Origin of the sequence: Novosphingobium album (ex Hu et al. 2023), from assembly GCF_022832385.1 — a bacterium.
Classification (GTDB): Bacteria; Pseudomonadota; Alphaproteobacteria; order Sphingomonadales; family Sphingomonadaceae; genus Novosphingobium; species Novosphingobium album.
The window spans coordinates 167134-192371 of the sequence record NZ_JALHLE010000003.1; the positions used below are offsets into that span (position 1 = coordinate 167134).

At 62.2% G+C, this 25238-nt stretch carries 18 protein-coding genes; 9 read left to right on the forward strand and 9 right to left on the reverse strand.

Going from position 1 to position 25238, the window contains the following annotated elements; translation table 11 throughout:
• Positions 1–25: 25 nt before the first annotated feature.
• Genes MTR64_RS02935 through MTR64_RS02945 form a run of 3 tightly spaced genes read right to left on the reverse strand, consistent with a single transcriptional unit; the run spans position 26 to position 5126 of the window.
• Complete coding sequence (locus tag MTR64_RS02935; RefSeq protein WP_243990590.1) at positions 26–1771, reverse strand: cytochrome c3 family protein; 1746 nt, start codon at positions 1769–1771, stop codon at positions 26–28.
• A gap of 5 nt (positions 1772–1776) precedes the next feature.
• Positions 1777–2637 carry a hypothetical protein gene (locus MTR64_RS02940; RefSeq protein WP_243990592.1) on the reverse strand — a complete coding sequence of 287 codons (861 nt, stop codon included), beginning with the start codon at positions 2635–2637 and terminating at the stop codon, positions 1777–1779.
• Positions 2637–5126 carry a cyclic nucleotide-binding domain-containing protein gene (locus MTR64_RS02945; RefSeq protein ID WP_243990594.1) on the reverse strand — a complete coding sequence of 830 codons (2490 nt, stop codon included), beginning with the start codon at positions 5124–5126 and terminating at the stop codon, positions 2637–2639. The genes MTR64_RS02940 and MTR64_RS02945 overlap by 1 nt, the downstream gene beginning before the upstream one ends.
• An 86-nt stretch (positions 5127–5212) precedes the next feature.
• Between MTR64_RS02945 and MTR64_RS02950 the strand changes: the two genes are divergently transcribed.
• Positions 5213–6145 carry a tetratricopeptide repeat protein gene (locus MTR64_RS02950; protein ID WP_243990595.1) on the forward strand — a complete coding sequence of 311 codons (933 nt, stop codon included), beginning with the start codon at positions 5213–5215 and terminating at the stop codon, positions 6143–6145.
• Positions 6146–6152: 7 nt separating this feature from the next.
• Here the strand turns inward: MTR64_RS02950 and MTR64_RS02955 are convergent, their stop codons facing one another.
• Both MTR64_RS02955 and gdhA read right to left on the reverse strand, forming a co-directional pair.
• On the reverse strand, positions 6153–6716 hold the full coding sequence (locus tag MTR64_RS02955) for a Pycsar system effector family protein (RefSeq protein WP_243990596.1): 564 nt from the start codon (positions 6714–6716) through the stop codon (positions 6153–6155).
• Positions 6717–6722: 6 nt separating this feature from the next.
• Positions 6723–8078, reverse strand: coding sequence for an NADP-specific glutamate dehydrogenase (gdhA, locus tag MTR64_RS02960; protein WP_243990597.1), 1356 nt, complete (start codon positions 8076–8078; stop codon positions 6723–6725).
• Between the two features lie 454 nt (positions 8079–8532).
• On the opposite strand from gdhA, the gene MTR64_RS02965 reads away from it, so the two are divergent.
• From MTR64_RS02965 to MTR64_RS02975, 3 genes are read left to right on the forward strand one after another with little or no spacing between them, the layout of a single operon-like run.
• On the forward strand, positions 8533–9681 hold the full coding sequence (locus MTR64_RS02965) for an efflux RND transporter periplasmic adaptor subunit (protein WP_243990703.1): 1149 nt from the start codon (positions 8533–8535) through the stop codon (positions 9679–9681).
• A gap of 7 nt (positions 9682–9688) precedes the next feature.
• Positions 9689–12886, forward strand: coding sequence for an efflux RND transporter permease subunit (locus MTR64_RS02970; RefSeq protein ID WP_243990598.1), 3198 nt, complete (start codon positions 9689–9691; stop codon positions 12884–12886).
• Positions 12883–14298: an efflux transporter outer membrane subunit gene (locus MTR64_RS02975; RefSeq protein ID WP_243990599.1), complete on the forward strand. Its 1416-nt coding sequence runs from the start codon at positions 12883–12885 to the stop codon at positions 14296–14298. The genes MTR64_RS02970 and MTR64_RS02975 overlap by 4 nt, the downstream gene beginning before the upstream one ends.
• On the opposite strand, the gene MTR64_RS02980 is transcribed toward MTR64_RS02975, so the two are convergent.
• The 3 genes from MTR64_RS02980 to MTR64_RS02990 all read right to left on the reverse strand — a co-directional run bounded on the left by MTR64_RS02980 (position 14289) and on the right by MTR64_RS02990 (position 19559).
• Positions 14289–15335, reverse strand: a complete 1047-nt coding sequence (locus tag MTR64_RS02980; RefSeq protein ID WP_243990601.1) for a dihydrodipicolinate reductase — start codon at positions 15333–15335, stop codon at positions 14289–14291. The two genes, MTR64_RS02975 and MTR64_RS02980, sit on opposite strands and share 10 nt — an antisense overlap.
• A gap of 127 nt (positions 15336–15462) precedes the next feature.
• Positions 15463–17751 (reverse strand): TonB-dependent receptor, encoded by a 2289-nt coding sequence (locus MTR64_RS02985; protein ID WP_243990603.1) that lies wholly within the window; start codon positions 17749–17751, stop codon positions 15463–15465.
• 137 nt (positions 17752–17888) lie between these two features.
• Positions 17889–19559 carry an MFS transporter gene (locus MTR64_RS02990; RefSeq protein WP_243990605.1) on the reverse strand — a complete coding sequence of 557 codons (1671 nt, stop codon included), beginning with the start codon at positions 19557–19559 and terminating at the stop codon, positions 17889–17891.
• Between the two features lie 240 nt (positions 19560–19799).
• Here MTR64_RS02990 and MTR64_RS02995 point away from each other — a divergent pair, with 240 nt between their 5' ends.
• Positions 19800–21050 (forward strand): acetyl-CoA C-acetyltransferase, encoded by a 1251-nt coding sequence (locus MTR64_RS02995; protein ID WP_243990607.1) that lies wholly within the window; start codon positions 19800–19802, stop codon positions 21048–21050.
• A 33-nt stretch (positions 21051–21083) separates the two neighbouring features.
• On the forward strand, positions 21084–21572 hold the full coding sequence (locus MTR64_RS03000; RefSeq protein WP_243990609.1) for a MarR family winged helix-turn-helix transcriptional regulator: 489 nt from the start codon (positions 21084–21086) through the stop codon (positions 21570–21572).
• A gap of 133 nt (positions 21573–21705) precedes the next feature.
• On the opposite strand, the gene MTR64_RS03005 is transcribed toward MTR64_RS03000, so the two are convergent.
• Complete coding sequence (locus MTR64_RS03005) at positions 21706–22026, reverse strand: hypothetical protein (RefSeq protein ID WP_243990611.1); 321 nt, start codon at positions 22024–22026, stop codon at positions 21706–21708.
• A gap of 336 nt (positions 22027–22362) precedes the next feature.
• On the opposite strand from MTR64_RS03005, the gene MTR64_RS03010 reads away from it, so the two are divergent.
• From MTR64_RS03010 to MTR64_RS03020, 3 genes are all read left to right on the forward strand, one after another.
• Positions 22363–23592: a CaiB/BaiF CoA transferase family protein gene (locus tag MTR64_RS03010; RefSeq protein ID WP_243990613.1), complete on the forward strand. Its 1230-nt coding sequence runs from the start codon at positions 22363–22365 to the stop codon at positions 23590–23592.
• A 46-nt stretch (positions 23593–23638) separates the two neighbouring features.
• A complete protein-coding gene (locus tag MTR64_RS03015; RefSeq protein ID WP_243990615.1) occupies positions 23639–24865 on the forward strand; it encodes a CaiB/BaiF CoA transferase family protein in 1227 nt (408 codons plus the stop codon).
• Positions 24866–24926: 61 nt separating this feature from the next.
• Complete coding sequence (locus MTR64_RS03020) at positions 24927–25217, forward strand: hypothetical protein (protein WP_243990617.1); 291 nt, start codon at positions 24927–24929, stop codon at positions 25215–25217.
• The last annotated feature ends 21 nt before the right edge of the window (positions 25218–25238 follow it).

The following is a 25238-nucleotide window of genomic DNA, read 5'->3' on the forward strand; positions in this document are numbered from 1 at the left end:
TCGAAGCCCCCTTCCGTGCCGAACCTCAGTCCGGCTGTAGCGCGATCTTGGTTGCCAATGGCTTACGCTTCTCTGAGCCTATAGCCGTAGTGTGGTACCCATGGCACATCGCGCAGCTCGACGCCACCTTGTCTTTTGCGGTCGAGGATTCCCCGACGTGGCAGGTGCGGCAATCCTTGATCCCCGGCAGCAGCAGATCAGACGATGACTTGGACGTCTTGGCCGCGTGGCAGCTTTCGCACTTTTCCTGCTTGTGCGCGGCGTGATCGAACCAGCCATGTTCCATATAACGCATCGGCTGTGTCACCGGGACGACGCCGAGCTTGCCCTTGATCGTCGTTGGGCGATGGCACTCACCGCAGATCCCGTCCTTCGACAATGCACCGCGAAGCTGCAGTCCGTGCCAGGAAGGTGCAGAATAGTTGAAGCTGTAGAGCCCGCCGGGCGCATACTCCCCGGGCCGCTTGCGATTGGTGCCTGCGGGCAGGCTGGGGCGATAATCGCGCGCGGAAAGGTCCGCGATCAGCTGGTTCACATCGCCATGATGCAGCTTGCGGAAGATGCCGCCAACCTTGTCATAGGCCAGGCTGTGGCAGGCCTCGCAATCGCGTTCCATCTGTACCGGCTTGAAACGGATGCCGTCCTCGGTCTTGTGGTGACAATTCTGGCACTGCAACCCGCCCGGACGGTAGCCGCGCTCGGCACCGATATTGGCCGCCATACGCGCCACGCCCCCTAGCGGATCGAGATGCAGCTTGTGCGAGAAGGCCAGGCCGTCATCCTGACGCGGTGCATCATCGAGTGAGATCGGCGTGCGCTTGCGCGACATGGCATCGGTCACCACCAGAGGCGTGAACTGCGGGTGCAGCTTGGCGAAATCGCCGGCATTGCCCAGCCTTGTATCGGGCAAGTTGCTCTTCAGGCGAACATGGCAGTCCGAGCAGAACTTCTGGCTCGGCGCATCGAGGCGCGTCGGCCCCTGATGCTCGACATGGCAATCCTGGCAGGCGCCCGGCCCCTTCTTGCCGAAGGCATGCGCGACCGACCACAGCAGCCGGTCCCCCAGCGGCATGTTGCCGCGCGCCAGCGCGAGCCGCTTGGCATCTGCGTGATCGTGGACATCCTTGTGGCAGGTCCGGCAGGTCTCGTCTCGCACGGACACGAAGGCCTTGACGTGACAGGACTCGCAGCGGTCGGTCAGCGAATGGTGCGCCAGACTGAGTTGACCGGGATTCCAGCTGGAATCCCAGATCACGCCCTTCTTCGAATCCGGATCGCGCGTCGCGTGGCTGATGATCGGCACGGCCAGGAAAGCCAGCAGGATCACGATGCCGAAAACCCACGAAACCATACGCTTGCCGGGCACGACGCCCTGCAGCGAGAAGCGGCGCTTTTCCTCAAGGTCGCCCGAACGCGTAGCGGCGCTGTCGGTCTGCCGGATGGTCAGCAGCACCGCGCCGTCATCGTCCTGCGAAACGGTAATACGATACGTCCCGAAGCCCAGCTCGGCCCCGCCCCGGCTGTCGATCACGGCGGAACGGGTATCGACACCGTCGCGCACGAACCCCAGCGATCCGGCCGCCGCCACCTCGATGCGGCCGCCGCTGTGCAGGCTCATCGTCGCATGGCGGGCCTCCACTGCCAGATCCGGCAGGTGCACGTCGTTTTCGGTGGAGCGGCCGATGGCAATCGTATCGGCGGCAATGTCGCGATCACGGACGATCTCGCGCCCGGTCGCGGTTATCTCAATCTGGCGGATCCGGAATGTCATGGGGCCTACCAGTAGTAGAAGACGGAAATGATATGGGCGGTGAGCGCAGCCAGCAGCGCCATCGTCGCGGGCACGTGCACATAGAGCCACACTTCGAGCATGGATTTCAGGCGCATCTGGCGGCGCAATCGCTCGAGCTGCGCCTTACGGCGCACCAGCAACTTTTCGACGCGCTCGCTGGCGGCATCGTGTTCGCCTGCAAGGCCGAGGATCGCCGCCTGTGTCGCGCAGTCGGGATAGTGGCCGGAAAGGCGCCGAAGCAGCCCTGCCCCGAAGGGATCTTCCTCCAGCGCGGCGATCACGAGGTCCGACTGCGCGCGGGCAAGCGGCTGTGCGGCATCGTTGAGCTGACGATCGAGCGCGCGGATCGCGTCGATCATCTGGCCCTGCGTCATCTGCTCTCGGTTGTTGCTGAGCGCGGAAGGCAGCGTGGCATAGGCCCAGATGCCGAACATGCCGGAGAAGATCACCAGCATCATCAGCGCATAGGCCAGCGTGTGCACGTTCCAGCCGAACTGGAAACCGGTGTGCAGGGTCGCCACCACGATCAGCGAAAGGCCGAGATAGACGTGCGCCGATGTCCAGGCCTTGAGCGACCAGCGCCCTTCGGTAATCGCCCGCTTGCGAATGCCCAACAGCGAGAGCCAGACGATCAGCAGCGCCCCGATCGTGCCGAGCGTATAGCCGACCCATGTGCTGCCGCTCGGACGCGGCTTGGGATCGGTGAGGAAGTAGGCGGCGATCGCAACAACGCACAGGGCCGTCGCTATCTTCATCCAGTAAAACCCGCGATGCCGCAGGAAGCCTTCGTGGCTCGACCGGTATTCGCGGTTCGCGCCGCGTCCGCTATCCGAAGCACTTGCCATCAGTCTTCCTCCGCCAGCTTGGCTACCGAGAGGAAGGCTTCCGGCGATACGCGGATCGCCGCTCCGGTCGGGCAGGCGCGCACGCATGAGGGGCCGCCATCAATCCCCGAGCACATGTCGCACTTGATCGCCTTCTTGGGCTGCTCGGTCCCTTCGGCGTTCTTCTTGCGCCAGTATTTGGAAGGCTCGCCCGGCCCCGGACCCTTGCCGAGGAACATCCACGACAGCAACGAGGGTTTCTGTGGCGGGACGGCATCCATGCGGATCACGCCATAGGGACAGTTACGCTGGCAATTGCCGCAACCGATGCAGGTATCGTCGATGAAGACTTCGCCGTCGATGCCGCGACGGATCGCATTGGGCGGGCAATCAGCCATGCAATGCGGGTGCTCGCAGTGGCGGCATGAGGTCGGCACGTGAAGATGTGCGTATGTGGTCCCCGCCTCGCGATCGAGCCGCGATAGGCCATCGTGGCTGTCGGCGCAGGCCTTTTCGCAATTGTCGCAACCAACGCAGAGCGTCTCGTCGATCAGCAGCACGTCAGTCGCTTCGCCGATGCCGTTCTCGATCAGGAACTGCGCGGTCTGCGAGTACATGTCGACGACGCTGGAGAAGTTCTCCTTGCGCCCTTCGATGAAGCTGTTGATCTCCTTGCGGCGCTCCATCTCGGTGCGCGCCTTTTCGAGCAGGGCGGGCTTCTTCCGAAGCAGCCGCACGAAAGCCTCCCCAGGCAGGCGGATCACTTCGGAACGGATCGCCGCGCGCACCGTGGCCGAACGCCGCGAACCATCGATCACCGCCATTTCGCCGACATAGGATCCCGCCGGAAGGTAGCTCAGGAACACTGGCTTTCCGGCAATTTCGCGCTCGACGATCATCGAGCCGCGCCGGATGATGAAGATGTCGTTGCCTTCGTCGCCTTCCTTGAGCACGATCTGCCCGGCGCGCGCTTCCTCGACCTCGGCTCCTTCCACCAGTTCCGCGACGTCAGCGCTCGAAAGCCCGGAACCGAAGATCTGCAGCAGCTGCCGCTCGATCGAAATGCGGTTGACGGCCTTGGCTGCGGCGGGTGCCGTCGCCATCAGCTTGAGCGCGGCGGCGCGCGAGAGTTCGACGACGATCAGATCTTCCGCTGCACGGATGGTCGCGCCGCGGCGGCGGCCCGAGATCAGGCCGACCTCGCCGAAAATCGAGCCTTCCTGGATCGGCACGGTGATGCTGGGATTGTCCTTGACGACTTCGACCAGCACCGATCCCTGCCCGATGGCAAACAGCGAGGAACCGGGCTCGTTGCGCTCGAACACCGCCTGCCCCTTGGTGAAGGCCTGGACATCGGAATCGAGCATGAGTTCGCGCAGCTGCAGCGCCGAGATGTCACGGAAAATGTCGATCTTCGATCCGAACAGATCGAGCCATTCGGACACGCTGCGATTGCCCGGCAACGGCGCGAACTTTTCGGCCAGGATCGGCTCATCGGCCGGCTTGAGCGTCGCATTGCCGTTCAGGAACTCGACGACGTCATAGCCCTGGTTCATGCAGTGCTTGATGAGCGGGTAGCCGGCCAGCGCGCCAATCACGTGAATGCCGGGGCGCGTCGTCTCGAACACCGGCGACAACACCGGAAAGGCCTCACGCTCGGGGCTGGTGAATTCGACCCCGCAAGCCTCGACGAACTTGCGCGGCGGTGCAGAACCGGTGCGGGCAATGATGCGGTCGCACCTGATCGTCTCCTGTCCGTCGCGGGTATCGAGCACGAATTCACCTGCCCGCACTTCGGCAGGCGTGGTCTCGTAGCGGACGATGACCCGTCCGGCGGCTTCCGCCTCCTGCAACAGCTTGACGTTGGCCGCCTTGGCGCGCGCGAATTCGGTGCCTCTGTTGAGGATCGTCACCACGTTGCCCTGCGCCGGGTCCGCCGCAAGGCCAAGCGCGTTCTCGATGCCCGCGTCACCCGTGCCGACCACGGTGATGTGCTCGTCGACGTATTCAGTGGGATCGTCGAGCTGGTACTGCACATGGGGCAGCTCGGCGCCACCGCAACGCAGCAGATTCGGGTTGCCCTGCGTGCCGATGGCCAGAATCACAGCTTCGGCCCGGATCGTATCCCCACCCTTCAGCGACAACACGAAAGCGCCCTTCTCGCCCTCGATCTTCACGACATCGGCATTGTAGCGGACATCGATCTTCAGGCTGGCAGTCTGTTCGTCCCAGATATCAAGGATGGCTTCGCGCTTGCCCGCCTCGAAATCGAGATCGGAGCGCAGCACCAGAGAGCTGGGCGTCGCCATGACGTGCTTGCCCTTCTGGTACTTGTAGATCGTGTCCGAGAGGTGGTCGGTCTTTTCCAGCAACACGTGGCTGATGCCAAGTTGCGCGGCACGGCCCGCGGCACTCAGGCCAGCGGGACCCGACCCGACGATGGCAATGCGTACTCTGACTTCCACCACTTCCCCCTCGCCGCCGCTTGCAGCCATCACCGGCGATTGCATTCCCCTGCAAAAGCCCGCATCTGGCGCGAACACCCTGCCCGGCAAATTCCGGCGGTCGATAAAGCAGTAATGGACGGAAATCGGCGATGACACAACAGAGCAAGAACAGAATTCGTTTCGATCGCATCGCCCTGATACTGGCCGCATTGATTGTTGCGGGCATCGTTACCTATCGATTCACCACCAAACCCGGCGGGACTGCGATGTCTTCCGCCACTGCAGCCCAGAGTGCGCCGCAAACTCTCGCCGATCTGGAAAAAAATACGACCGATCATCCGGATGACAGCGAGGCATGGCGGAACCTCGGCGTTGCGTATTACAGCGAGCAGCGTTTCGCGGACGCTGTGCGCGCCTATGATCGCGCCGCCACACTCAAGCCCGACGATGCCGCACTGTGGTCGGCGCTGGGCGAAGCGCGCGTGATGGCGAGCGACCATGACCCAATGCCCGCCGATGCAGCCGCCGCGTTCACCAAAGCACTGGAACTGGACCCCAAGGACTCCCGCGCGCGCTATTTCGATGCTGTCAGGAAGGATCTGACCGGCGACCATGAAGCGGCGCTGACGCAGTGGCTGGCCCTGCTGGCCGACACGCCATCCGACGCCCCCTGGCATAACGATCTCGTCCGCACGATCGACCAGGTGGGCAAGATCAACAAGATCGACGTGGCGGACCGGATCGCCACCGCACAAACGCAGGCCCCTGCCCCGTCGTCACAGGCGGCCTCAATGCCCAAAGCGGCACAGGCCATTCCCGGGCCGACGCAACAGGATCTCGCACGCGCCTCGGCCATGCGCCCGGACGACCAGCAGGCGATGGTTCAGGGAATGGTCGAGCGGCTGGAAAACCGGCTGAAGGATGATCCGTCGAATGTCGACGGCTGGATCATGCTGATGCGCAGCCGTACCACTCTGAACGAGCCGGACAAGGCCGCCAGGGCCCTGTCGGACGCAATCGCCGCCAATCCCGCCAAAGCCGATTACCTGCGCCAGCAGGCAGGCGTGCTCGGCATCCGGTAATGCCGGCTCAGATCGGCGGAGCCACGCTTACGCTGCCAAACAGCAGATAGACAGCCAGTGTTGCGGTAAGACCGAAAAGGAAAATCCGGTAGGCGTAGCCGAGGTACCGGTACTTCTTCTTCTGCAGCACCTGCCCGTTCTGATAGACATCGCGCAGCATCGTGCGGAACATCCCCTCGTCGGTGGCAAGGCGTTCAACCACGAGTTCGGTAAATTCGTGCTCCGTCATCTGCGTGAACACACCGAAGAACAGAATGTTGGACGTGTCCAGATCCAGCGGCGGCTGGCGGGTGGCCGGCATCACCACCATGACCGCACAGACCGCCGAGAGGAACGCAAAGCAGGACAGGACGAGCAGCGGCAGCGGCAGATGACCCTGGCTCGACTGCCCCACGGTGATGGAGAAGACGATGAAAGTCGCCCCCATAAGGATGCTGGCCTTCTGGTCCGCCATCTGGCTGAGCACCAGATGCGACTGGATGGCCGTGCGCACCAGCTGCACGGCCTGCGTGGGATATGTCTTGCGCTGCGCCGACGGCCCACTGGCCGCCGGTATATCAACGTCTGCCATGCCCCCTCATACCACGCCGAAGGCCAGCATGGCATCGGCAACTTTCTTGAAACCGGCGATATTGGCGCCTTTCACGTAGTCGACATAACCGCCGCCCCGGTCACCGTATGTCAGGCAACGCTCGTGGATGCCTTTCATGATATCCTTCAGCATGTCCTGCAGCTCGGTCTCGGTCCACGAACGCCGCGCGGAATTCTGGCTCATCTCGAGACCGGAAACGGCAACGCCACCCGCATTGGCCGCCTTGCCCGGCGCGAACATGATTTTTGCTGCCTTGAACGCGTGCACGGCCTCAAGATCAGAGGGCATATTGGCGCCTTCGGACACGGCGATGCAGCCATTGGCGATCAACGCCCGCGCATCATCTCCCAGAAGCTCGTTCTGGGTGGCGCAAGGCAACGCGACGTCACAGGGAACATGCCAGGGCGTCTTGCCCTCATGGAACGTCGCCCCGGGGAACTCGTCGACATATTCCGAAATACGGCCGCGGCGATGGGTCTTGTGATGCTTGACCCAGTTGATCTTCTCGAGCGTCAGCCCATCAGGGTCGTGGATGAAACCGCCTGAATCCGACAGCGTCACCGGCTTGCCCCCCAGATGCACGATCTTTTCCGCGGCATGGGTCGCGACATTGCCCGATCCTGAAATCACCGCTGTCTTGCCCTCAAGGTCCATCCCCTTGGCCGACAGCATGTTGGCCATGAAGTAGACCGCGCCATAGCCCGTCGCCTCGGGCCGGATCAGCGAACCGCCATATTCGAGGCCCTTGCCGGTCAGAACGCCGGTGAAGTGGTTGGTTATGCGCTTGTACTGGCCGAACATGAAGCCGATCTCGCGCCCGCCCACGCCGATGTCACCCGCCGGCACATCGACGTCGGCGCCGATGTGCCGATAGAGTTCAGTCATGAACGACTGGCAGAAGCGCATGATCTCGCGCACGCTCTTGCCCTTGGGATTGAAGTTCGATCCGCCCTTGCCTCCACCCATGGGCAGACCGGTCAGCGCGTTCTTGAAGGTTTGCTCGAAGGCGAGGAACTTGAGCACGCTTTCGGTCACCGACGGATGGAAACGAATGCCGCCCTTGTACGGTCCGATTGCGTTGTTGTTCTGCACGCGCCAGCCCCGCTGCACGCGGATGTTGCCTTTGTCGTCTTCCCAGCAGACCCGGAAGCTGACGACGCGATCCGGCTCTGCAATGCGGCGCAGGATCTGCTGTTCGTGGTACTCCTCCTTGTCGCCAATGAAGTCGAAAATATCCTCCGCGACTTCCTGCACGGCCTGAACGAATTCCGGCTGATAGGGATTGCGCCGCTTCACGCCTTCCATAAAGCCATTGAAATCAACATGGTCTGAAACCGCCATGGTACTCCCCTCTTCATTTCAGGCTCGTGCCTGCCACCTGTTTTTCGAGCAGGACAGTAGTCGCACAAATCATGGCCGTACAGACGATCCGTCGAAAATTTTTAAATGCCGACCAAGACTTAACCTGTCAGTTGAAGAACTTGTACTGCAAGAGCTGAGACCATGAATGCCGTACAAAGGCCCCTGCCCTCCGGGACCGTTTCCCCATGTGCTGTGCCCGTACATCCTGACCAGCCGGCACGAAATGTCCCGGCCCGACGACTTTGCCCCGACACGTGACAGGACAACGTCATAGTTCGTCGTAAAGTGTCGCAAGCGCGTATGGGTGCTTGCAGACGGCCCGGAATGCCTCGATAGCGCCCTCAGTGGTCAGAAAGCATAGAAATTGAAATCCATTTCAACCTCCCCCTCCGCCCCCCGATCGCCCAACATTTCGTTCCGTCTTACTCTCGGCCTGCTGCTTGCGTCCGGTCTCGCCGCCTGTTCCAACGGAAAGAATGACGAGCAGAAGCGCCCGGCCGCACAGGTCGGCTTCGTCGTCGCGGCTGTTTCCGAAGTCCCCGTAGGCGTTTCGCTAAGCGGCCGCACCGTGGCGTTCGAAACATCGGAAGTCCGCCCCCAGGTTGCCGGCGTCATCCGCAAGCGATACTTCACGGAAGGAGGCTACGTCCGCGCCGGACAGCCGCTGTTCCAGATCGATCCCAGCCTCTACCAGGCAGCCGTCAATCAGGCCCAGGCCAACCTCGCCAGCGCGAGGGCCTCAGCCGATGCTGCAGGAGCGAAGGCCGATCGCTACAAGCCGCTGGCCGACATGGAAGCTGTCGCCAAGCAGGATTATACCGATGCCCTGGCCAGTGCCCGCGTCGCCAAGGCCTCGGTGGCGCAAATGGCGGCAGCGCTCGACACGGCCAAGGTCAACCTGCGATTCACGACTGTGCCCGCGCCGATCAGCGGCCGTATCGGCCGTTCACTGTTCACTGTCGGCGCCCTTGCGAGCGCCAGCCAGACCGATCCTCTGGCGGTGATCCAGCGGACTGACCCCATCTATGTCGACATGCAGCAATCCGCTGCTGAACTGACGGCCCTGCGCCGCAAGCTTGCCGCAGGCGGCGTCAAGCCCGGCAACACGCAGGTCCGGCTGAAACTGGATGACGGGACGGAATATGCCGCTTCCGGAACGGTCCAGTTTTCCGAAGTGACAGTCGATGAAAGTACCGGAACCGTCACCCTGCGCGCTCGCTTTCCCAATCCGGACGGGATGCTGCTGCCCGGAATGTTCGTCACGGCCATGTTCGATCAGGCCACTGACCCGAACGCCATTCTGATCCCGCAGAACGCAGTCCAGCGCGATTTCGACGGCAGCGCCTACGTCATGGTAGTCGGCGCCGGCAACAAGGCCGCGCGCCGCACCGTAACAGCCGACCGTACTTACGGTTCGGACTCGGTGGTCACCTCTGGCCTGCAAAAGGGCGACAAGGTCATCGTGCAGGGGCTGAACGGACTCAAGCAAGGCGTCACGATCAAACCGGTCGAAGCTTCCAGCCCGCAACCTGTGGTGCCGGCGAAGGCAGGCGGCGACACTTCCACGAACAAGGGTCATTGAGCCCAGTATGTCGCGTATTTTCATCGACCGGCCCATCTTCGCATGGGTTCTCGCAATCGTCGTGATGCTGGCGGGCATCGGTGCACTGAAATTCCTGCCGAATGAACAGTATCCGGACATCGCTCCGACCCAGGTCAACATCCGTGCGACCTATCCCGGCGCCTCGGCGGAAACGATCGAAAACAGCGTCACCCAGATCATCGAGCAGCAGCTTACCGGCATCGACGGGCTGCTCTACTTCAGTTCGCAATCCTCCAACCGCGGGCAGGCCACGATCAGCGCGGTCTTCGCCAAGGGCACCGACCCGGACATTGCGCAGGTCCAGGTGCAGAACAAGGTCCAGACCGCTCTTTCCCGGCTGCCGCAATCGGTGCAGAATCAGGGCGTGCGGGTCACCAAGTCGAACCCCGACCAGCTTCTCCTGGTCGCGGTCTATGATACGACCGACACACGCTCCAATCAGGATGTATCGGACTACCTGTCGTCCAACATCCAGGATCCCCTTTCACGGATCGAAGGTGTCGGCGAAGTCAACGTCTTTGGCTCGCCGCACGCCATGCGCATCTGGCTCAATCCCAACAAGCTGGCAGCCGTCTCGCTGATGCCCAGCGATGTGATCTCTGCGATCCAGGCGCAGAACACCGAAGTGGCTGCAGGTGAACTCGGCGGCCTTCCTGCACCGGCCGGTCAGGCCATCGATGCCATCGTCACGGCCGGCTCGCGGCTACAGACGGTCGAGCAGTTCCGCGATATCGTGCTCAAGACCAACAGCGATGGCTCTACCGTCACCGTAGGCGATGTCGCACGCGTCGAAATCGGGGCCGAAAGCTACACGGCTTCCAGCCGGTTCAGCGCCCATCCCGGTGCAGGCATCTCGATCTCGTTGTCCCCCGGTGCCGACGCGCTGGCAACAGCGGAGGCCGTGAAGGCCAAGATGGAGCAGCTCTCCGCCAACATGCCCGACGGGTTGGAATACACCTACGGAAACGACTCCACTGAATTCATCAAGCTTTCGGTTTCTGAAGTTGAGAAGGCGCTGTTCGAAGCGATCATCCTCGTTGTGATCGTAATGTTCGTGTTCCTGCAGAGCTGGCGCGCCACACTTATCCCCGCGATCGCGGTACCGGTCGTGCTGCTCGGCACTTTCGCGATCTTCTATCTGGTCGGCTTCTCGATCAACACGATGACACTGTTTGGCCTCGTGCTGGCGATCGGCCTGCTGGTCGACGACGCCATCGTCGTGGTCGAGAATGTCGAGCGGCTGATGGAAGAAAATCCCGGCATGTCGGCGCGCGAGGCCACCATCAAGTCGATGGAGGAGATCCAGGTCGCGCTGATCGCCATCGCGCTTGTGCTTTCGGCGGTGTTCCTGCCCATGGCCTTCTTCGGCGGATCAACCGGCGTGATCTACCGCCAGTTTTCGCTGACGATCGTCTCGGCCATGGTGCTTTCGGTTCTCGTCGCGCTGATTCTGAGCCCGGCCCTGACGGCGACGCTGCTCAAGCCCAAGCAGGCAGACGGTCACACCGTACCGCCCCAAATCGAACACCGCGCCCCGAAACTGGCCCGCGGCTGGGAGAAGTTCCACACCGCGTTCAACAGCTCCTTCGAACGCGTGACCAACGCCTATGTGCGCCGAACCGAGCGAGTGGTCGAACACAAGTGGCGGTGGCTGGGCGTCTTCGCGCTTGTCTGCGTTGCCACGCTGATGCTGTTTGAACGTTTGCCCACCGGCTTCCTGCCCAACGAGGATCAGGGCAACGTTATGGTCCAGTGGCGCATGCCCGCCGGCACACCTCGCGAAAAAACCGAGAAAATCCAGCGCGAGGTGGAAAACTACTTTCTAACGCACGAAAAGAACAATGTGCGCGGCATCTTCACTGTTGCCGGTGGCGGCATGGGCGCCACGGGACAGAACACCGGCCAAGGCTTCGTCAAGCTCAAGTACTGGGACGAGCGGAAGGGTCAGGAAAATAGCGCGGATGCTATCGTTCAACGCGCGTCCGTCGCCTTCCGCGGCCTTCGTGACGCACAGGTTTTCACACTTGTCCCCGGTGCAATTCGCGGCCTCGGGCAATCTTCAGGTTTTACGCTGGAGCTGCAAAATCGCACCGGAATGAGTCGCGAGAAATTCGAGCAAGCCCGTGACAAGCTCCTGAGCGAGGCAATGCAAGACAATCGACTCGCCAGCGTTCGCCTGAGCGACCTGCCCGACGTTTCGACCCTAAAGGTCAGCACCGATACGCGGGCACTGACAGCATATGGCCTCACTGCAAGCAATGTGAACTCCACTCTCGCCACAGCCTGGGGTGGAACGTACGTGAACGATTTTATCGACAAGGGCCGTGTCAAGAAAGTCTATGTGCAGGGCGATGCCCCGTTCCGCTCGCGTCCGGAAGATCTGTCTCAATGGTTCGTGCGCGGGACTGCCGGTCAGATGGCTCCCTTCTCCGCCTTCTCGACCGTTGGCTGGTCAACCGCACCGAGTTCGACATCACGCTTCAACGGCCTTCAGGCTTATGAATTCTCTGGCACACCCGCACCAGGAGTCAGCTCGGGTACAGCGATGGATGTGATGGAAAAACTGGCTTCGGAAATCCCCGGCACCAGTGTCGCCTGGTCGGGTTCCTCCTATCAGGAGCGGCTGTCCTCGGGACAGGCGCCGGTGCTCTATGCGCTGTCACTCCTGGTCGTATTCCTTTGCCTCGCCGCACTCTATGAGAGCTGGTCGATCCCAGTGGCCGTCGTCATGGTCATTCCGCTTGGTCTGCTGGGCGCCATTGCGTTTACCACGCTGCGCGGGTTGCAGAACGACGTGTACCTGCAAATCGGCCTGCTTACGACCATGGGCCTCGCCGCCAAGAACGCCATCCTCATGATCGAATTCGCCGAGCAGGCCGAAAAGCAGGGGATGCGTGTGATCGAGGCGGCGCTGCTGGCGGCGCGCATCCGCTTGCGCCCCATCCTGATGACGAGCTTTGCCTTCATCTTCGGCGTGCTGCCACTGGTCACGGCCACAGGCGCAGGTGCCAACAGCCGCATTGCGATCGGCACCGCCGTGGTGGGCGGCATGCTGACCGCAACCCTGCTCGCGATCTTCTACATCCCGCTGTTCTTCGTGCTCGTGCGCCGCAGCGTACGCGACGGGCTTGCCGCCACCAGAAACTGGATGCGCAAGCACGACCTTTCCGGAGACGCGGCATGAGGATCATCATCAAGTCGATGAAACCGGCACTCTGCATACTACCCGCCCTGGCTTTGGGCGCCTGTTCGCTGGCACCCAAATACGTCGCGCCGGGACAGCCGGTGCCCGCTTCCTGGCCAGCCGGCGATGCCTATCTTGCCCAGAGCGAGGCGGGGCTGCCGCTGGTTTCGTACAGGGATATCTTCACCGATCTCCGCCTCCAGACCCTGATCGAGCAGGCCCTGCTCAACAACCGGGACCTGCGCGTAGCCGCGGCCAATGTCGCGGCAGCCCGCGCCCAGCTGACGGTCACGCGCGCCAACCAGTTTCCGGCCCTCAGTGTAAGCGGCACGGCAACCCGCTCCGAAACGGGCGGCGTCACGAGTGGAGACGGCTGGTCCTATTCAGCACAGGGCGGCATATCGAGTTTCGAACTGGACCTGTTCGGCAAGCTCCGGAACGCAACCGAAGCGCAGCGCAATACCGCCCTTTCGACAGAAGCTTCGGCGCGCACGGTACGCCTGAGCCTCGTCGCCAATCTGGCACAGGCCTGGGCCGCCTATGCCGCCGACAAGGATCTGCTGGCGATCGCGCAATCCACGGTCGCCAATGCCGAGGATAGCGTCCGGCTGACCACCGCGCGGCTCAAGGGTGGCATCGCACCGCGCACCGACCTGAGCCAGTCACAGCAGGTGCTGGAAACGGCCAGGGGCGATGTCGCATCGCAGACGACCGCGCTGGCACAGGACGTCAACGCCATACGCCTGCTGGTAGGGGCAGATTTCGACCCGTCGCTGCTCCCCGGCGGTATGGATGAGGTCAACAAGGGACTGGCGGTGCTGCCTGCCGGCACCAGATCAGAGGTCCTGCTTCGTCGGCCGGACGTGGTTTCCGCAGAATATGATCTGCGTGCGGCCAATGCCGATATCGGCGTGGCGCGAGCCGAACTGTTCCCCAGCATCTCGCTGACCGGCCTCCTCGGCTTTGCCAGCGATGCGCTCTCGTCCCTGTTCGATCATGGGTCTTTCACCACAACGGCGAGCGGCACGGCAAGCTGGTCGATCTTCAATGCGGGCGGCAAGGCGGCCAATGTAAAAGTGGCCAAGGCCCAGCGCGACGCTGCACTGGCCACATACGAGAAGACGATCCAGACCGCTTTCAGCGAAGTGGCAGACGCGCTGGCAGATCAGGGCACCCTAACCGAGCGGCTCCGCGCCGCAAGCGCCTACACGGCCGCTGCGCAGGATACCGCGCGACTGACAGAGGCGACCTACAAGCAGGGCATCGCCAGTTCGCTGGACAATCTCGATGCCCAGCGCAGCCTCTACACCGCACGCAAGGCGGAAGTGGCCGTGCATCTGCAAGCGGCCACCAACCGGATCACACTCTACCGCGTGCTGGGCGGCGATCAGGCAACGGCTCGTCAGGAATAGAGCGGAATGATCTGTGGCAGCTCCACCGTGGTGCGGATGCCCGGTGCTGCTGCGCAAACCGCCGGGATCGCGTTGATCGGCCGATGCGCCGTCAGCCCGGGAGTGTAGGCGGCGTAATCTTCCTCGGCGACAGGAAAGGTGATGTCGATTTTCACCGGGGTATCGCCCTCGGTGGTGATCCGCCAGCCGGATTCGCGCAGGTCCCAGTCCTCGTTCTCGATATCGGTGGTGACGTACCAGTTGGCCCGGAAGCGCAGAACCGGTTTACCCTTGTGCTTGCAGGTGATGGTGGTGCGCATGGCGCCCACCGTGCCCGCAGGCACCGTGCCAGCCGCGATCTGAAGGTCGGACTTCGTCGCGGACAGTTCGCCGAAAGCCTCAATCTCATCGGCAGGCAGCCCTATGGCGTCCGCCACTTGCGACAGCGAGCTGCCGAAGTCCCCCTTGAGATGCTCGGCACGGCGCTGGTCGAACGGCGCCATCGGGGCCGCAAAGCCCATGATGTGGAACAGCATGTCCGGGGAATCGCGGCTGGAAACGTCGGCGTATTCGTCGATCGTCAGCAGGCCATGCTCACGCTGGAGCGAGAGCAGAGGGATCGCCAGCGCCTCGGTCACGAAACCCGGACTGGAGCCGGTCGAATAGATCGACGTGCCGCCCCGGGCACAAGCCTCCTCGATCCGTGCCCGTTTCGCGGGATCCATCATCGGCGGATAGTGGAAGTCGCCGCGCGTGGTGACGACGTTCTTGCCCGAGGCGAGCAGCGCGCACAGCGCGTCGTAGTCGGTGCCCTGCGGCATGAAGAGCACGCAATCGGCGTCGAGCGCGACAATCTCCTCAAGAGAGTTGGTGGCCTTGATCCCGGTCCCGGCATCGAGCCCGGCCAGTTCGCCAGCGTCCTTGCCCGCTTTTTCCGGCGAGTTCACCCACAGCCCGGTCAGTTCCATGCGCGGATGTTCGATAATGGCGCGAAGCGCCCGGCTTCCGATGTTGCCGGTGGCCCACTGGATCACACGGTAAATTCTGTCTTTTCGCATGTGTCATCACTCCTGCCGCGCCAAAGAGCAAACGCCGGGCCAGATGAAGCCGGCCCGGCGTTTCCGTCGTGCTGATAAGGCCAGCACGGCTGCCATTCACACAATCCCCGGATGGGGACGCATGGGATCAGAACTTGAAACCGACTTCCACGCCATAAGTGACCGGCGAGTTCCACGTGGCGCCCATGCCGTAGTTGGAATAGGTGGCCAGCGTCACGTAGCGGCTGTTGGTGACATTATCCCCCCACAGGGCGATGAAGTACCGGTCATCGGCGCCGTTCCACTGCGCCCGCAGCGAGAGCGTTTCGTACCCGTCCTGCTTGAACTGCGTGCCCGAGGGCCCGAAGTAGAAGCTCGACGTGTAGTAGAGGTTACCCGACAAAGCGAGTTCGCCGGTTCCGATGTCGATACCATAGCGCGCGCCGAGCGATCCGGTGAACTCGGGAGTACGCTGCATCCGGCTGTCACGAATGTCCTGGCCGAGGACAAGGAACGTGAGGTAGTTCGGGGCGCAAATGTTCGTCTGAGTATATGCATCTAGATCGGAACAGCGGGTATAGACCGGCGCGTTGTCGAACTTGCGGTAGCGGGCATGAACCCATGAGGCGCCGCCGTTAAGCTGGAAATGCGGGGTAACCTTGTAGGTGAACTGGCCTTCGAGACCATAGATGCGCGAGTTGGCCGCATTGACGATGGCCGCCGTTCCCGCCTCGTAAAGCGAAACCTGCAGATCCTTGTAGTCGTAGTAGAACGCGGCGGCTTCCAGCGAGAGACCGCTAACACTGTACTTGGCGCCGACTTCAAAAGCGTCGATCGATTCCGGCTTCACGCGGTTGCATTCATAGGGCGAATTCTGACAGGTTCCGCCCACATCCATGATCGCTGCCTTGTAGCCCTTGGTATAGGAGGCATAGATGCTGGTATCCTGATCAAGCTTGTAGCGAAGCACGATACGCGGGGTGATCTTGTCCTTCTTCGCGGCGGCAACCGCACCGGGTTCGCAGTCCGCGATATAGACCCGGCCGTTCACCGGCGTGCAGATGTCCCCGTTGGTCAGGACGATCGGCGTGTTGGACAGGTAGCGGGTGTTAAAATACGCGTCATCGACCTGATCGCGGGCATAGCGGACACCCGCGGTGACGAAGAGCTGCGGCATCACTTCATACGTCGCATCGAGGAAGGCCGCATAGCTGCGCGTCACGGTGCCCGAACCGCCAAAACGGATACGGCTGTTGGGATCCGATCCGAGGTTGTCGATGAAGGTGAGGTACTGGTCCGAGTTCTCAAAATAGAACAGACCCGCCGTCCACTGCAGTGGACCGCCCGGCTTGGAGTTCAGGAGGAATTCCTGGCTCCACGTCTCATTGTTGTTCGGCAGACCGAGTTGCAGGATGTCCAGCCCGGAATAGTCGATTTCGATCGACTGGTTCACCTTCTCGTTACGATACTGCGAAAGCGAGGTAAGATCCGCAAAACCAAGATCCGCCCGCAACGTGACCTGAACCACATCGCTGTTCGACCGGAAGAATTCCGGGATCGAGCCGCTGGCGATCTTGTTCTTGTCGGTGGTGTAGGTTCCCGGGATTCCGCCAAAGGGCGCTGCCAGGCCAAAATCGCTGGTATTCAGCGTGTTCTGCAGATTGCCGCGGGGATCGTCATTCTGGGAATGCGACCAGCGCACCAGCAGGTCGATGCTGTCGGTCAAATCAGCCTTCATGCCGACCCGCAGGCCCCAGTTCTCGTAGTCCCCGACGCGCTTGCCGGTGCTGATGTCGTGCTGCCAGCCGTCGCCGCGAAGAAGCTGTCCCTCGACCGAGAAGGCCACCCGGTCGGACACCGCGAAGTTCATCAGGCTACGCGCCTTGAACTCGTTGTAGCGGCCGAACGACAGCTTGCCTTCCACCGTGTTCCCATCCGTCGACGGTTCACGCGTGGTTACAAGGATCGCGCCGCCAGTCGTATTGCGGCCGAAAAGCGTGCCCTGAGGCCCCTTGAGCACCTGAATGCTGTCGACACTGAGCAGGTCGAAATCAGCAGCAAGCGGATTGGGCGAATAAAAGCCATCAACGTAGATACCAACATTGGCGCCGCCACCCGATGTCGTCACCGCCGTGCCAATGCCGCGAATGCTGGGCTGCACGAACCCGCCACCATTGGAATCGAAACGCAGCGCAGGCGTAACCTTGGCAATGTCAGCCAGTTCCGTGACGTTCGCCGTAGAAAGCGCATCGCTGGAAATGCTGGTGATCGAGATTGGCACATCGACCTGCGCTTCGGCGCGGCGCTGTGCGGTCACGATGATCACATCATTGTTTGCAACCGCCTGTTCGCTCTGCTGGGCAAACGCCTGGCTGGGGCACAGTGCCGTCACCCCCATGAGACCGAAAATGGACGCAGTTGTCCTCAGTGCTTTCACGGTATCCCTCCCTCTTAGTTATTCATTTCAGACTAGAGCGATGCCGCGCAATTTTCCAGTACCCGGCTTGACACTTGTCGAATTTAATCATCCGTGCAGCTTTGCTGCAACAGATGCAGCATCTTGAGAACTGCCGTTCAGGGACCGATGTAACCCACGGTTTCCTGATGCGGATCGTACGACTCTGCCTTCCAGCGGACGGAGCCGAACGGCCGCTCCAGACGGCGGTGAACCCGGCGGCCTTCCTTTGACCGATTGTAGGAATCGGCCTCGGTCTGCACATCATAGTCGGCCTGCGTGTAACGGCCGCGCATCCGCAGGTAATCACCCCATGTCGGGCAATGATACCTCTCGGTCCACAATGCCGGATTGGCGATGTCGCGCGCAATCGACCAGTCGAAAGCGCCAATCCGGCTGCGCATCCCCTGCATCCGCATCATGACACCATAGAAGTCGCGTGCCTGCTCGGGATCGACATCGTATTCCACCTCGACCACGACGGGGCCTGAGCGCATCGTCAGCGCCAGCCCCACTTCCGGTTCGTAACCGATGTCGATGGAATCGGTGTCCATCATCTGGTCCCGGGCGATCGGCAGCACCCAGCCGAGCAGGGCCGTCGCGCAGACGGCGACACCCGACGCAACGACCGCGAAAGCGACATCGTTATGCGCGGCGACCACACCCCAGCCCCACGCGCCAATGCCGATTCCGGCCGTGATCGCCGACGAGAACAGCGACAGCGCGCGCGCCGTAACCCAGCGTGGCGCGGACAGTTGGACAGTCACGTTCAACATGGCGATGGTCAGGATATTGCAGGCACCCACGACCAGGAACGCCGCGCACGACACCGCCAGCGAATGGCTGAACCCGATGGCCACGAGAGCGATACCGGAACCCACGGCAAAGAGACGCACGGCCAGTTCGGTCGACAGGCGGGCGCGAATGGCGCTGACGAAGAGCGCACCGCCGACCGCACCCATGCCCTGCGCGCCCAGCAGGATGCCGAAAGTCGCGGCATCGCCGTGCAGCAGGTCCTTGGCGATCAGCGGCGCCAGCGCAGAAGCGGTTGCCGTTGAAAGCCCGAACGCGAGTACACGCGCCAAAGCCGTGCGGATCGCCGGTGCATGGAGCGCGTAGCGCGCACCGCCAATCATCGCGCGGTCCAGCCGCTCCGGCGGCAGGCGCGAAGGCACATGCGCGCGCCGCCAGAACACGAAAGCGGTCAGCAACGGCAAATAGAGCACCGAGGTCATCCCGAATACCGTCTTGGCACCATAGATGACGACGATCAGACCGCCCAGCGCCGGCCCGAAGCTACGGGCGAGGTTGTAGCTGATCGTGCCGAGCGCCACGGCCGCAGGCAGATGCGCACGGGAAACCTGTTCCGGAATGGAGGCCTGCCAAGACGGCGAATAGAGAGCCACGCCTGCGCCGATCAGCACGCAGAACGACAGCAGAATCCACGGCGTGATCAGCCCGAAGTGCGAAATCGTCGCGAGTACACCGGCACAGACAGCACTGAATCCCAGCCCGCTGATCGCGATGCGGCGGCGGTCGAACATGTCGGCGATGGCCCCGGCAGGCAATGTGACCAGCATCAGCGGGACCATCATTGCCGTCTGCACCAGAGCCACCATGCTCGGCGAGTTCGACAGGCGCGTCATTTCCCACGCGGCCCCCACACCGAGAAACAACTGCCCAAAGTTGGAGAAGAGGCTGGCCGACCAGATGTTGCGGAACACCGGCTCCCGCAGCGGCGCAAAGGCGCCGCCGCTTTCCGGATCGCGAACCTCCGTATTGTCGCTCATCCTGCCTTCGCCCCCTGTCTGTCGTATTTGCACACGATCTTGTCCCGGGCCTGAAATACGTCAAGCCGCGCATCGCTAAGACGATCGATTGGCGCAACCTATCCCCGGCACAATATACTGACCCACGATAGCAATCGCCGCCGCGATAGGGCGGGCCGGACCGATTGCTTTTCCTCATGCAGCCTAGCATGACCGGCGCAAACAGCGCTGATGCGCGAAGGGATTTCGAGGAGACCGACCGTGACCGAAGCCTACATCATCGATACCGTCCGGACCCCGCGCGGGATCGGCAAGATGGGCAAGGGCGCGCTCTCGCAGATGCATCCGGAACACCTTTCCGCCACCGTTCTGGCCGCCCTGAAAGAGCGTAACGGTTTCGACACTGCCGACGTCGACGATGTGATCTGGGGGGTTTCGGCGGCGCTTGGCCTGCAGGCCGGCGACATCGGCCGTATGGCCGCGCTCGATGCAGGTTACGATGTGCGCGCGGGCGGCGTCACTCTCAACCGCTTCTGCGGCTCCAGCATTACCTCCACCAACTTCGCGGCGGCCATGATCATGTCCGGCATGGCGGGCCTGATGGTCTCGGGCGGCATGGACATGCTCTCCTACGCCAATGCTTACGGCATGAAGATGCGCGAAGCTGGGTTCGGCGGTGGCATGGGCGTCGGCAATCCGCGCCTTCAGGCCAAACACCCGCAGTCGAACCAGGGTGTATGCGCCGATGCCATTGCGGCCATGGAAGGCATTACCCGCGCAGAGCTGGAGCAGCTCGGCGTCGAAAGCCAGCGGCGTGCCGCCATCGCGCTTGCCGAAGGCCGCTTCGCCAAGTCGACCATCGTCGTGAAGGACGATGAAGGCAACGTCATCCTCGACCACGAGGAATATCCCCGCCCGGACACCACCGCCGAAAGCCTGGCCCAGTTGAAGCCCGCCTTCGAGATGTTTCTGAACATGCCCTCGCAGCCGGGCGGCAAGACTTATGCGGAACTGATCAACCAGGTCTATCCCGGCGTCGATATCAAGCCGATCCACCATGTCGGCATTTCCTCGGGCGTTGTGGACGGCGCCGCGGCGATCCTGCTCGCCTCGAAGGACTACGCCGAGAAGCATGGCCTCAAGCCGCGCGCGCGCATCGTTGCGATGGCGGAAACCGGCGACTGCCCGACGCTGATGCTCAACGGCCCCGTCCCCGCCGCCAAGAAGGTTCTGGAAAAGGCCGGTCTCACCAAGGATGATATCGACACCTGGGAAGTGAACGAAGCCTTTGCCGTCGTGGTTGAAAAGTTCATCCGTGACCTTGATCTGGACCGCACCAAGGTCAATCCCAACGGCGGCTCGATCGCTCTCGGCCATCCTATCGCAGGCACCGGCGCCATCCTGATCGGTACGGCACTCGACGAGCTCGAGCGCACCGGCGGACGCTATGGCCTCATTACCATGTGCGCCGCGGGCGGCATGGCCCCGGCGATCATCATCGAGCGCATCTGATCACCGGCCCCGCCGGACAGCAAGGAGTGACGCGTGGCGATCGACGCCGAAAATAAGCCGACAGAACCTCTAAAGGACCTGTTCGGCATCCGTGAGGAAAGTCCCAAGCGGCAGGTTGGCCTGCGCATGACGATCATCGCGCGTCTCCAGCGCAACAGCTTTGACCGCAAGGTCGCGGCACTGAACGTCACCCGTTCTCAATGGGCGATGATCGCAATCGTTTCGCGCCATCCCGGCTCCACCCAGCGTACGATCGCAGAATTCCTGGAGATGTCGGAAGCCTCGGCCGGGCGTCTGATCGACAGGCTATGCGCCGACGGGCTGCTTGAACGCCGCGACCGCCGCGATGACCGGCGCGCCCGAGCCGTTTACGTGACGGATAAGGCTGAACCCCTGCTGGCCAAGCTGGGAGCCATCGCGTCCGAGAGCGAACAGCGCATGTTCAGCGGGTTTTCGGATCAGGAGATCGAACAGCTGCTGAATTTCATGGACCGCATCTACGAAAACGTCAGCCGCGGGTAACCAGGTGTCAGGCCCAACATTCGGATAAGTGCCGGATCCTTCCGAAAGGAACGGCGGACCAATTTTTTTGAAAGCACAAACAGAAAGGGCGGCCGCAAGGACCGCCCTTTCCGTCTTGAGAGCTCGTAAAAGCTTACTTCGCGCTGGCGACTTCCTTCTTCGACAGCGAGGTGGTCACCTTGCCCTCGACTTCGCTCACGGTCGAAGCAGGAACGGTCACCAGACGGCCGTTCAGAATGACCTGCGGGTTGCCGTCCGCATTGACGCGGTAGATCGGGGCAATGCGGTAGCCGTTCGAAGCGTAGAGCATCATGCCGGCGTTCAGCTGAACCGGGGCAGCGGCTTCTTCAGTCACTTCGTGAACGGCCTGGGTCGTTTCAGCGAAGACCGCAGTCGGGACGAAAGCGAGGGTCGCGACAGTGGCGAGGGCGGCGAGAGGGGCAAACTTGTTCATCGTGCAAACTCCAAAATGTTTTGTGCGTTTCTGCAACTTACTAACCTAGGTTAGGAGTTGCCTCCCCAAAAGTCAATTGCAATTGTTGCAAACGCAAAAGCAGTTTCCTCAACACGCAAAAACTAACGGTTTTCCAGACATTTCCACCTCTGCTGCGGCGCATCATTTGTTTGCAAGAGGCGCGAATCTCCTCCCCATGATCGTCCGCACGATGGGGTCCGAGGTTGATCCTCAAGGGGTTTCCGCGCAAATCGGAGAGAACTTCAGAACCGGCTCCTGCAGCTCGTTTTCACGAGCATCAGGGGACGCAAGAACATATCTAGGGACTGGCAGCAAATGTCGACAAAGGTCATGGAGGGCGTGCGGGTCCTCGAAGTAGCACAGTTCACCTTCACCCCCGCCGCCGGTGCGATTCTCGCTGACTGGGGCGCGGACGTGATCAAGATCGAGCACCCGGTGCGCGGCGACACGCAGCGCGGCTTCCTGAACATGGGCGGCGTCACGCTCGACCCGCAGCGCCACACCTTGTTCGAGCACCCCAACCGCGGCAAGCGCAGCGTCGGCATCGACCTGTCCACGCCGGAGGGCCAGGAAGTGCTCTACGAACTTGCCAAGCAGTGCGACGTATTCCTGACCAACTACCTTCCGCAGGTGCGCCAGAAGAACAAGTTCGACGTTGAACATATCCGCGCCGTCAATCCGGACATCATCTACGCGCGCGGCTCGGCGCTCGGCAACAAGGGCCCCGAACGTCTGGTCGGCGGCTTCGACGGCACCTGTTTCTGGTCGCGCAGCGGCGTTGCCTATTCGATGACCCCGGAAGAACTTCCGGGCCCGCTCTCACAAGGTATTCCGGCGTTCGGCGATTCCATCGGCGGCATGTTCATCGCCGGCGGCATTTCGGCCGCGCTCTATCACCGTGAGAAGACTGGTGAGACTTCCGAACTCGACGTGTCGCTGCTGAGCACCGCGGCATGGGCCTCGGGCGCACTGATCGCGCAAGTTGCGGAAACCGGCGTGCTCACCCGCAATCCGATGCCGGGTTCGGGCGGCGCGGCGCGCAATCCGTTCATGGGCAACTACCAGACCTCGGACAACGGCACGATCAACCTCTGCACGATTTCGCCCACCGGCCACATCAAGAGCCTGTTCGAGCATATCGGCGTTCCCGAAGCGGCGGACGATCCACGCTTCTCCGATCCGCGCGCGCTGTTTGAGAACGCCGGCGCCGCGAGCGACATCCTGGTGAAGGCTTTCGCCGAAAAGCCGTTCGAATACTGGCGCCAGCATCTCAAGACCTTCTCAGGCCAGTGGGCTCCGATCCAGAGCTTCGCCGACCTGCTCACCGATGAACAGGCCCTCGCCAACGACATGATCGTCGAAGTCGAGGCGGCCGACGGCGGCGCCCCGCTCAAGTTGGTCCGCGGACCTGTGCAGTGGAACGGCGAAGCGCTCGAAACCACCCGCTCTCCGCAGGCATCGGAGCACACCGAAATCGTGCTCATGGAAATGGGCGTCGAATGGGACAAGATCGAAGAATGGAAGGCCAAGGGCGCCATCGCCTGAGGCGGCGCACTTTTTCCTGAGCCTTTAAAGGGAGACGAAAGCGGACATGAAGCAGGTGATGAAAGGCGTCAGGGTGCTCGAAGTCGCCCAGTTCGTCTTCGTCCCTGCGGCCGGAGCGGTTCTGGCGGACTGGGGCGCCGACGTCATCAAGGTCGAGCATCCCGTACGGGGCGACACCCAGCGCGGGATGCTGACGATCGCGGGGGCCAGGCTTGATCCCGTCGTCAACCCGATGATCGAGCATCCCAACCGGGGCAAGCGCAGCATCGGCATCGACGTCGCCACACCTGAGGGGCAGGCCCTGATCTACGAGTTGGCCAAGAGCGCCGACGTGTTCCTGACCAACTACCTCCCGTCTGCCCGGCAGAAGCTCAAGATCGACGTCGAGCATATCCGTGCGGTCAATCCGGACATCATCTATGCCCGCGGCAGCGGTTTCGGCGACAAGGGACCGGACCGCGATCGCGGCGCCTTCGACGCCACCGCGTTCTGGATCCATTCGGGCCTTGCCCATGCATGCACACCGCAAGAGTTTGACGTGCCACTGACCATGGGCGTGGGCGGGTTCGGCGATTCCATCAGCGGGATGTATCTGGCAGGCGGCATCGCTGCAGCACTCTATAACCGCACGCAGACAGGCGAGACATCCGAAGTCGACGTGTCGCTCTTCAACAGCGCGATGTGGTCGATGGGTCAGGTGGCCGGCACCTATCTTCACACAGGCAAGATGATGCGCGTCAGCACCCCTCAGGCTGGCGGCGCTGCAGTCAATCCGTTCCTTGGCCATTTCAAGACTGCCGACGGGCGCGTCATCAGCCTGTTCATCATGGTCCCCGGCCCTTACATCCGCGACACCTTCACGCATCTCGGCATTCCCGAGGCCGCCGACGACCCGCGCTTTGCCGATGCTCTTTCGCTAATGGAAAACAGCGCAGCAGCGAGCGAGCTCATTACCAGTGCCATTGCCGCAAAGCCGTTCGCCTACTGGTGCGAGCACCTGCAGACCATGCGCGGCCAATGGGCCGCCGTGCAGACTATGCTGGACCTTGGGAGCGACCCGCAGGCGATCGCGAACGACACATTCATGGAAGTCGACCCGATTGACGGCTCATCGCCCATGCGGATCGTGCGCAGTCCGGTTCAATTTGATCACGAACCCTTTGCAACGCCTCGTGCCCCGCAGCTATCGGAACATACTGAGACGGTACTGCTGGAGCTCGGCCTTGAATGGGACGATATCGAGCGCCTAAAGTCCAGCGGTGCAATTGCATGACGGACCGCAAGCCCCACATGCAAAAAAACAAAGCAGATAACACGATACAAAGGAAATCGAGATGAAGCCTGGAACCCGCCTGAAGAGCGCCGCCTGCGACACCGAAGTCATGGTGATCCGCTGCGCCGACGGCCAGATCGAATGCGGCGGTGCACCGATGGGCGAAGCCAAGCCCGCTGAAGCTGCGCCGCTGTCCTCCGACTTCTCGGCCGGCACACTGATGGGCAAGCGCTATGTCGATGCCGACGGCAAGTACGAGCTGCTCTGTGTGAAGCCCGGCAAGGGCTCGCTTTCGGTCGATGGCGTCGCGCTGGTCGTCAAGGACGCCAAGCCGCTCCCCGCTTCCGACTGATCCCGGCAACAGCCCAACGTT

Excerpts from the sequence above, each read along its gene's own strand:
- MTR64_RS02935 (WP_243990590.1), bottom strand. The coding sequence starts at position 1,771 with ATGACATTCCGGATCCGCCAGATTGAGATAACCGCGACCGGGCGCGAG.
- MTR64_RS02940 (WP_243990592.1), bottom strand. The coding sequence starts at position 2,637 with ATGGCAAGTGCTTCGGATAGCGGACGCGGCGCGAACCGCGAATACCGG.
- MTR64_RS02945 (WP_243990594.1), bottom strand. The coding sequence starts at position 5,126 with ATGCAATCGCCGGTGATGGCTGCAAGCGGCGGCGAGGGGGAAGTGGTG.
- MTR64_RS02950 (WP_243990595.1), top strand. The coding sequence starts at position 5,213 with ATGACACAACAGAGCAAGAACAGAATTCGTTTCGATCGCATCGCCCTG.
- MTR64_RS02955 (WP_243990596.1), bottom strand. The coding sequence starts at position 6,716 with ATGGCAGACGTTGATATACCGGCGGCCAGTGGGCCGTCGGCGCAGCGC.
- gdhA (WP_243990597.1), bottom strand. The coding sequence starts at position 8,078 with ATGGCGGTTTCAGACCATGTTGATTTCAATGGCTTTATGGAAGGCGTG.
- MTR64_RS02970 (WP_243990598.1), top strand. The coding sequence starts at position 9,689 with ATGTCGCGTATTTTCATCGACCGGCCCATCTTCGCATGGGTTCTCGCA.
- MTR64_RS02975 (WP_243990599.1), top strand. The coding sequence starts at position 12,883 with ATGAGGATCATCATCAAGTCGATGAAACCGGCACTCTGCATACTACCC.
- MTR64_RS02980 (WP_243990601.1), bottom strand. The coding sequence starts at position 15,335 with ATGCGAAAAGACAGAATTTACCGTGTGATCCAGTGGGCCACCGGCAAC.
- MTR64_RS02990 (WP_243990605.1), bottom strand. The coding sequence starts at position 19,559 with ATGAGCGACAATACGGAGGTTCGCGATCCGGAAAGCGGCGGCGCCTTT.
- MTR64_RS03005 (WP_243990611.1), bottom strand. The coding sequence starts at position 22,026 with ATGAACAAGTTTGCCCCTCTCGCCGCCCTCGCCACTGTCGCGACCCTC.
- MTR64_RS03010 (WP_243990613.1), top strand. The coding sequence starts at position 22,363 with ATGTCGACAAAGGTCATGGAGGGCGTGCGGGTCCTCGAAGTAGCACAG.
- MTR64_RS03015 (WP_243990615.1), top strand. The coding sequence starts at position 23,639 with ATGAAGCAGGTGATGAAAGGCGTCAGGGTGCTCGAAGTCGCCCAGTTC.
- MTR64_RS03020 (WP_243990617.1), top strand. The coding sequence starts at position 24,927 with ATGAAGCCTGGAACCCGCCTGAAGAGCGCCGCCTGCGACACCGAAGTC.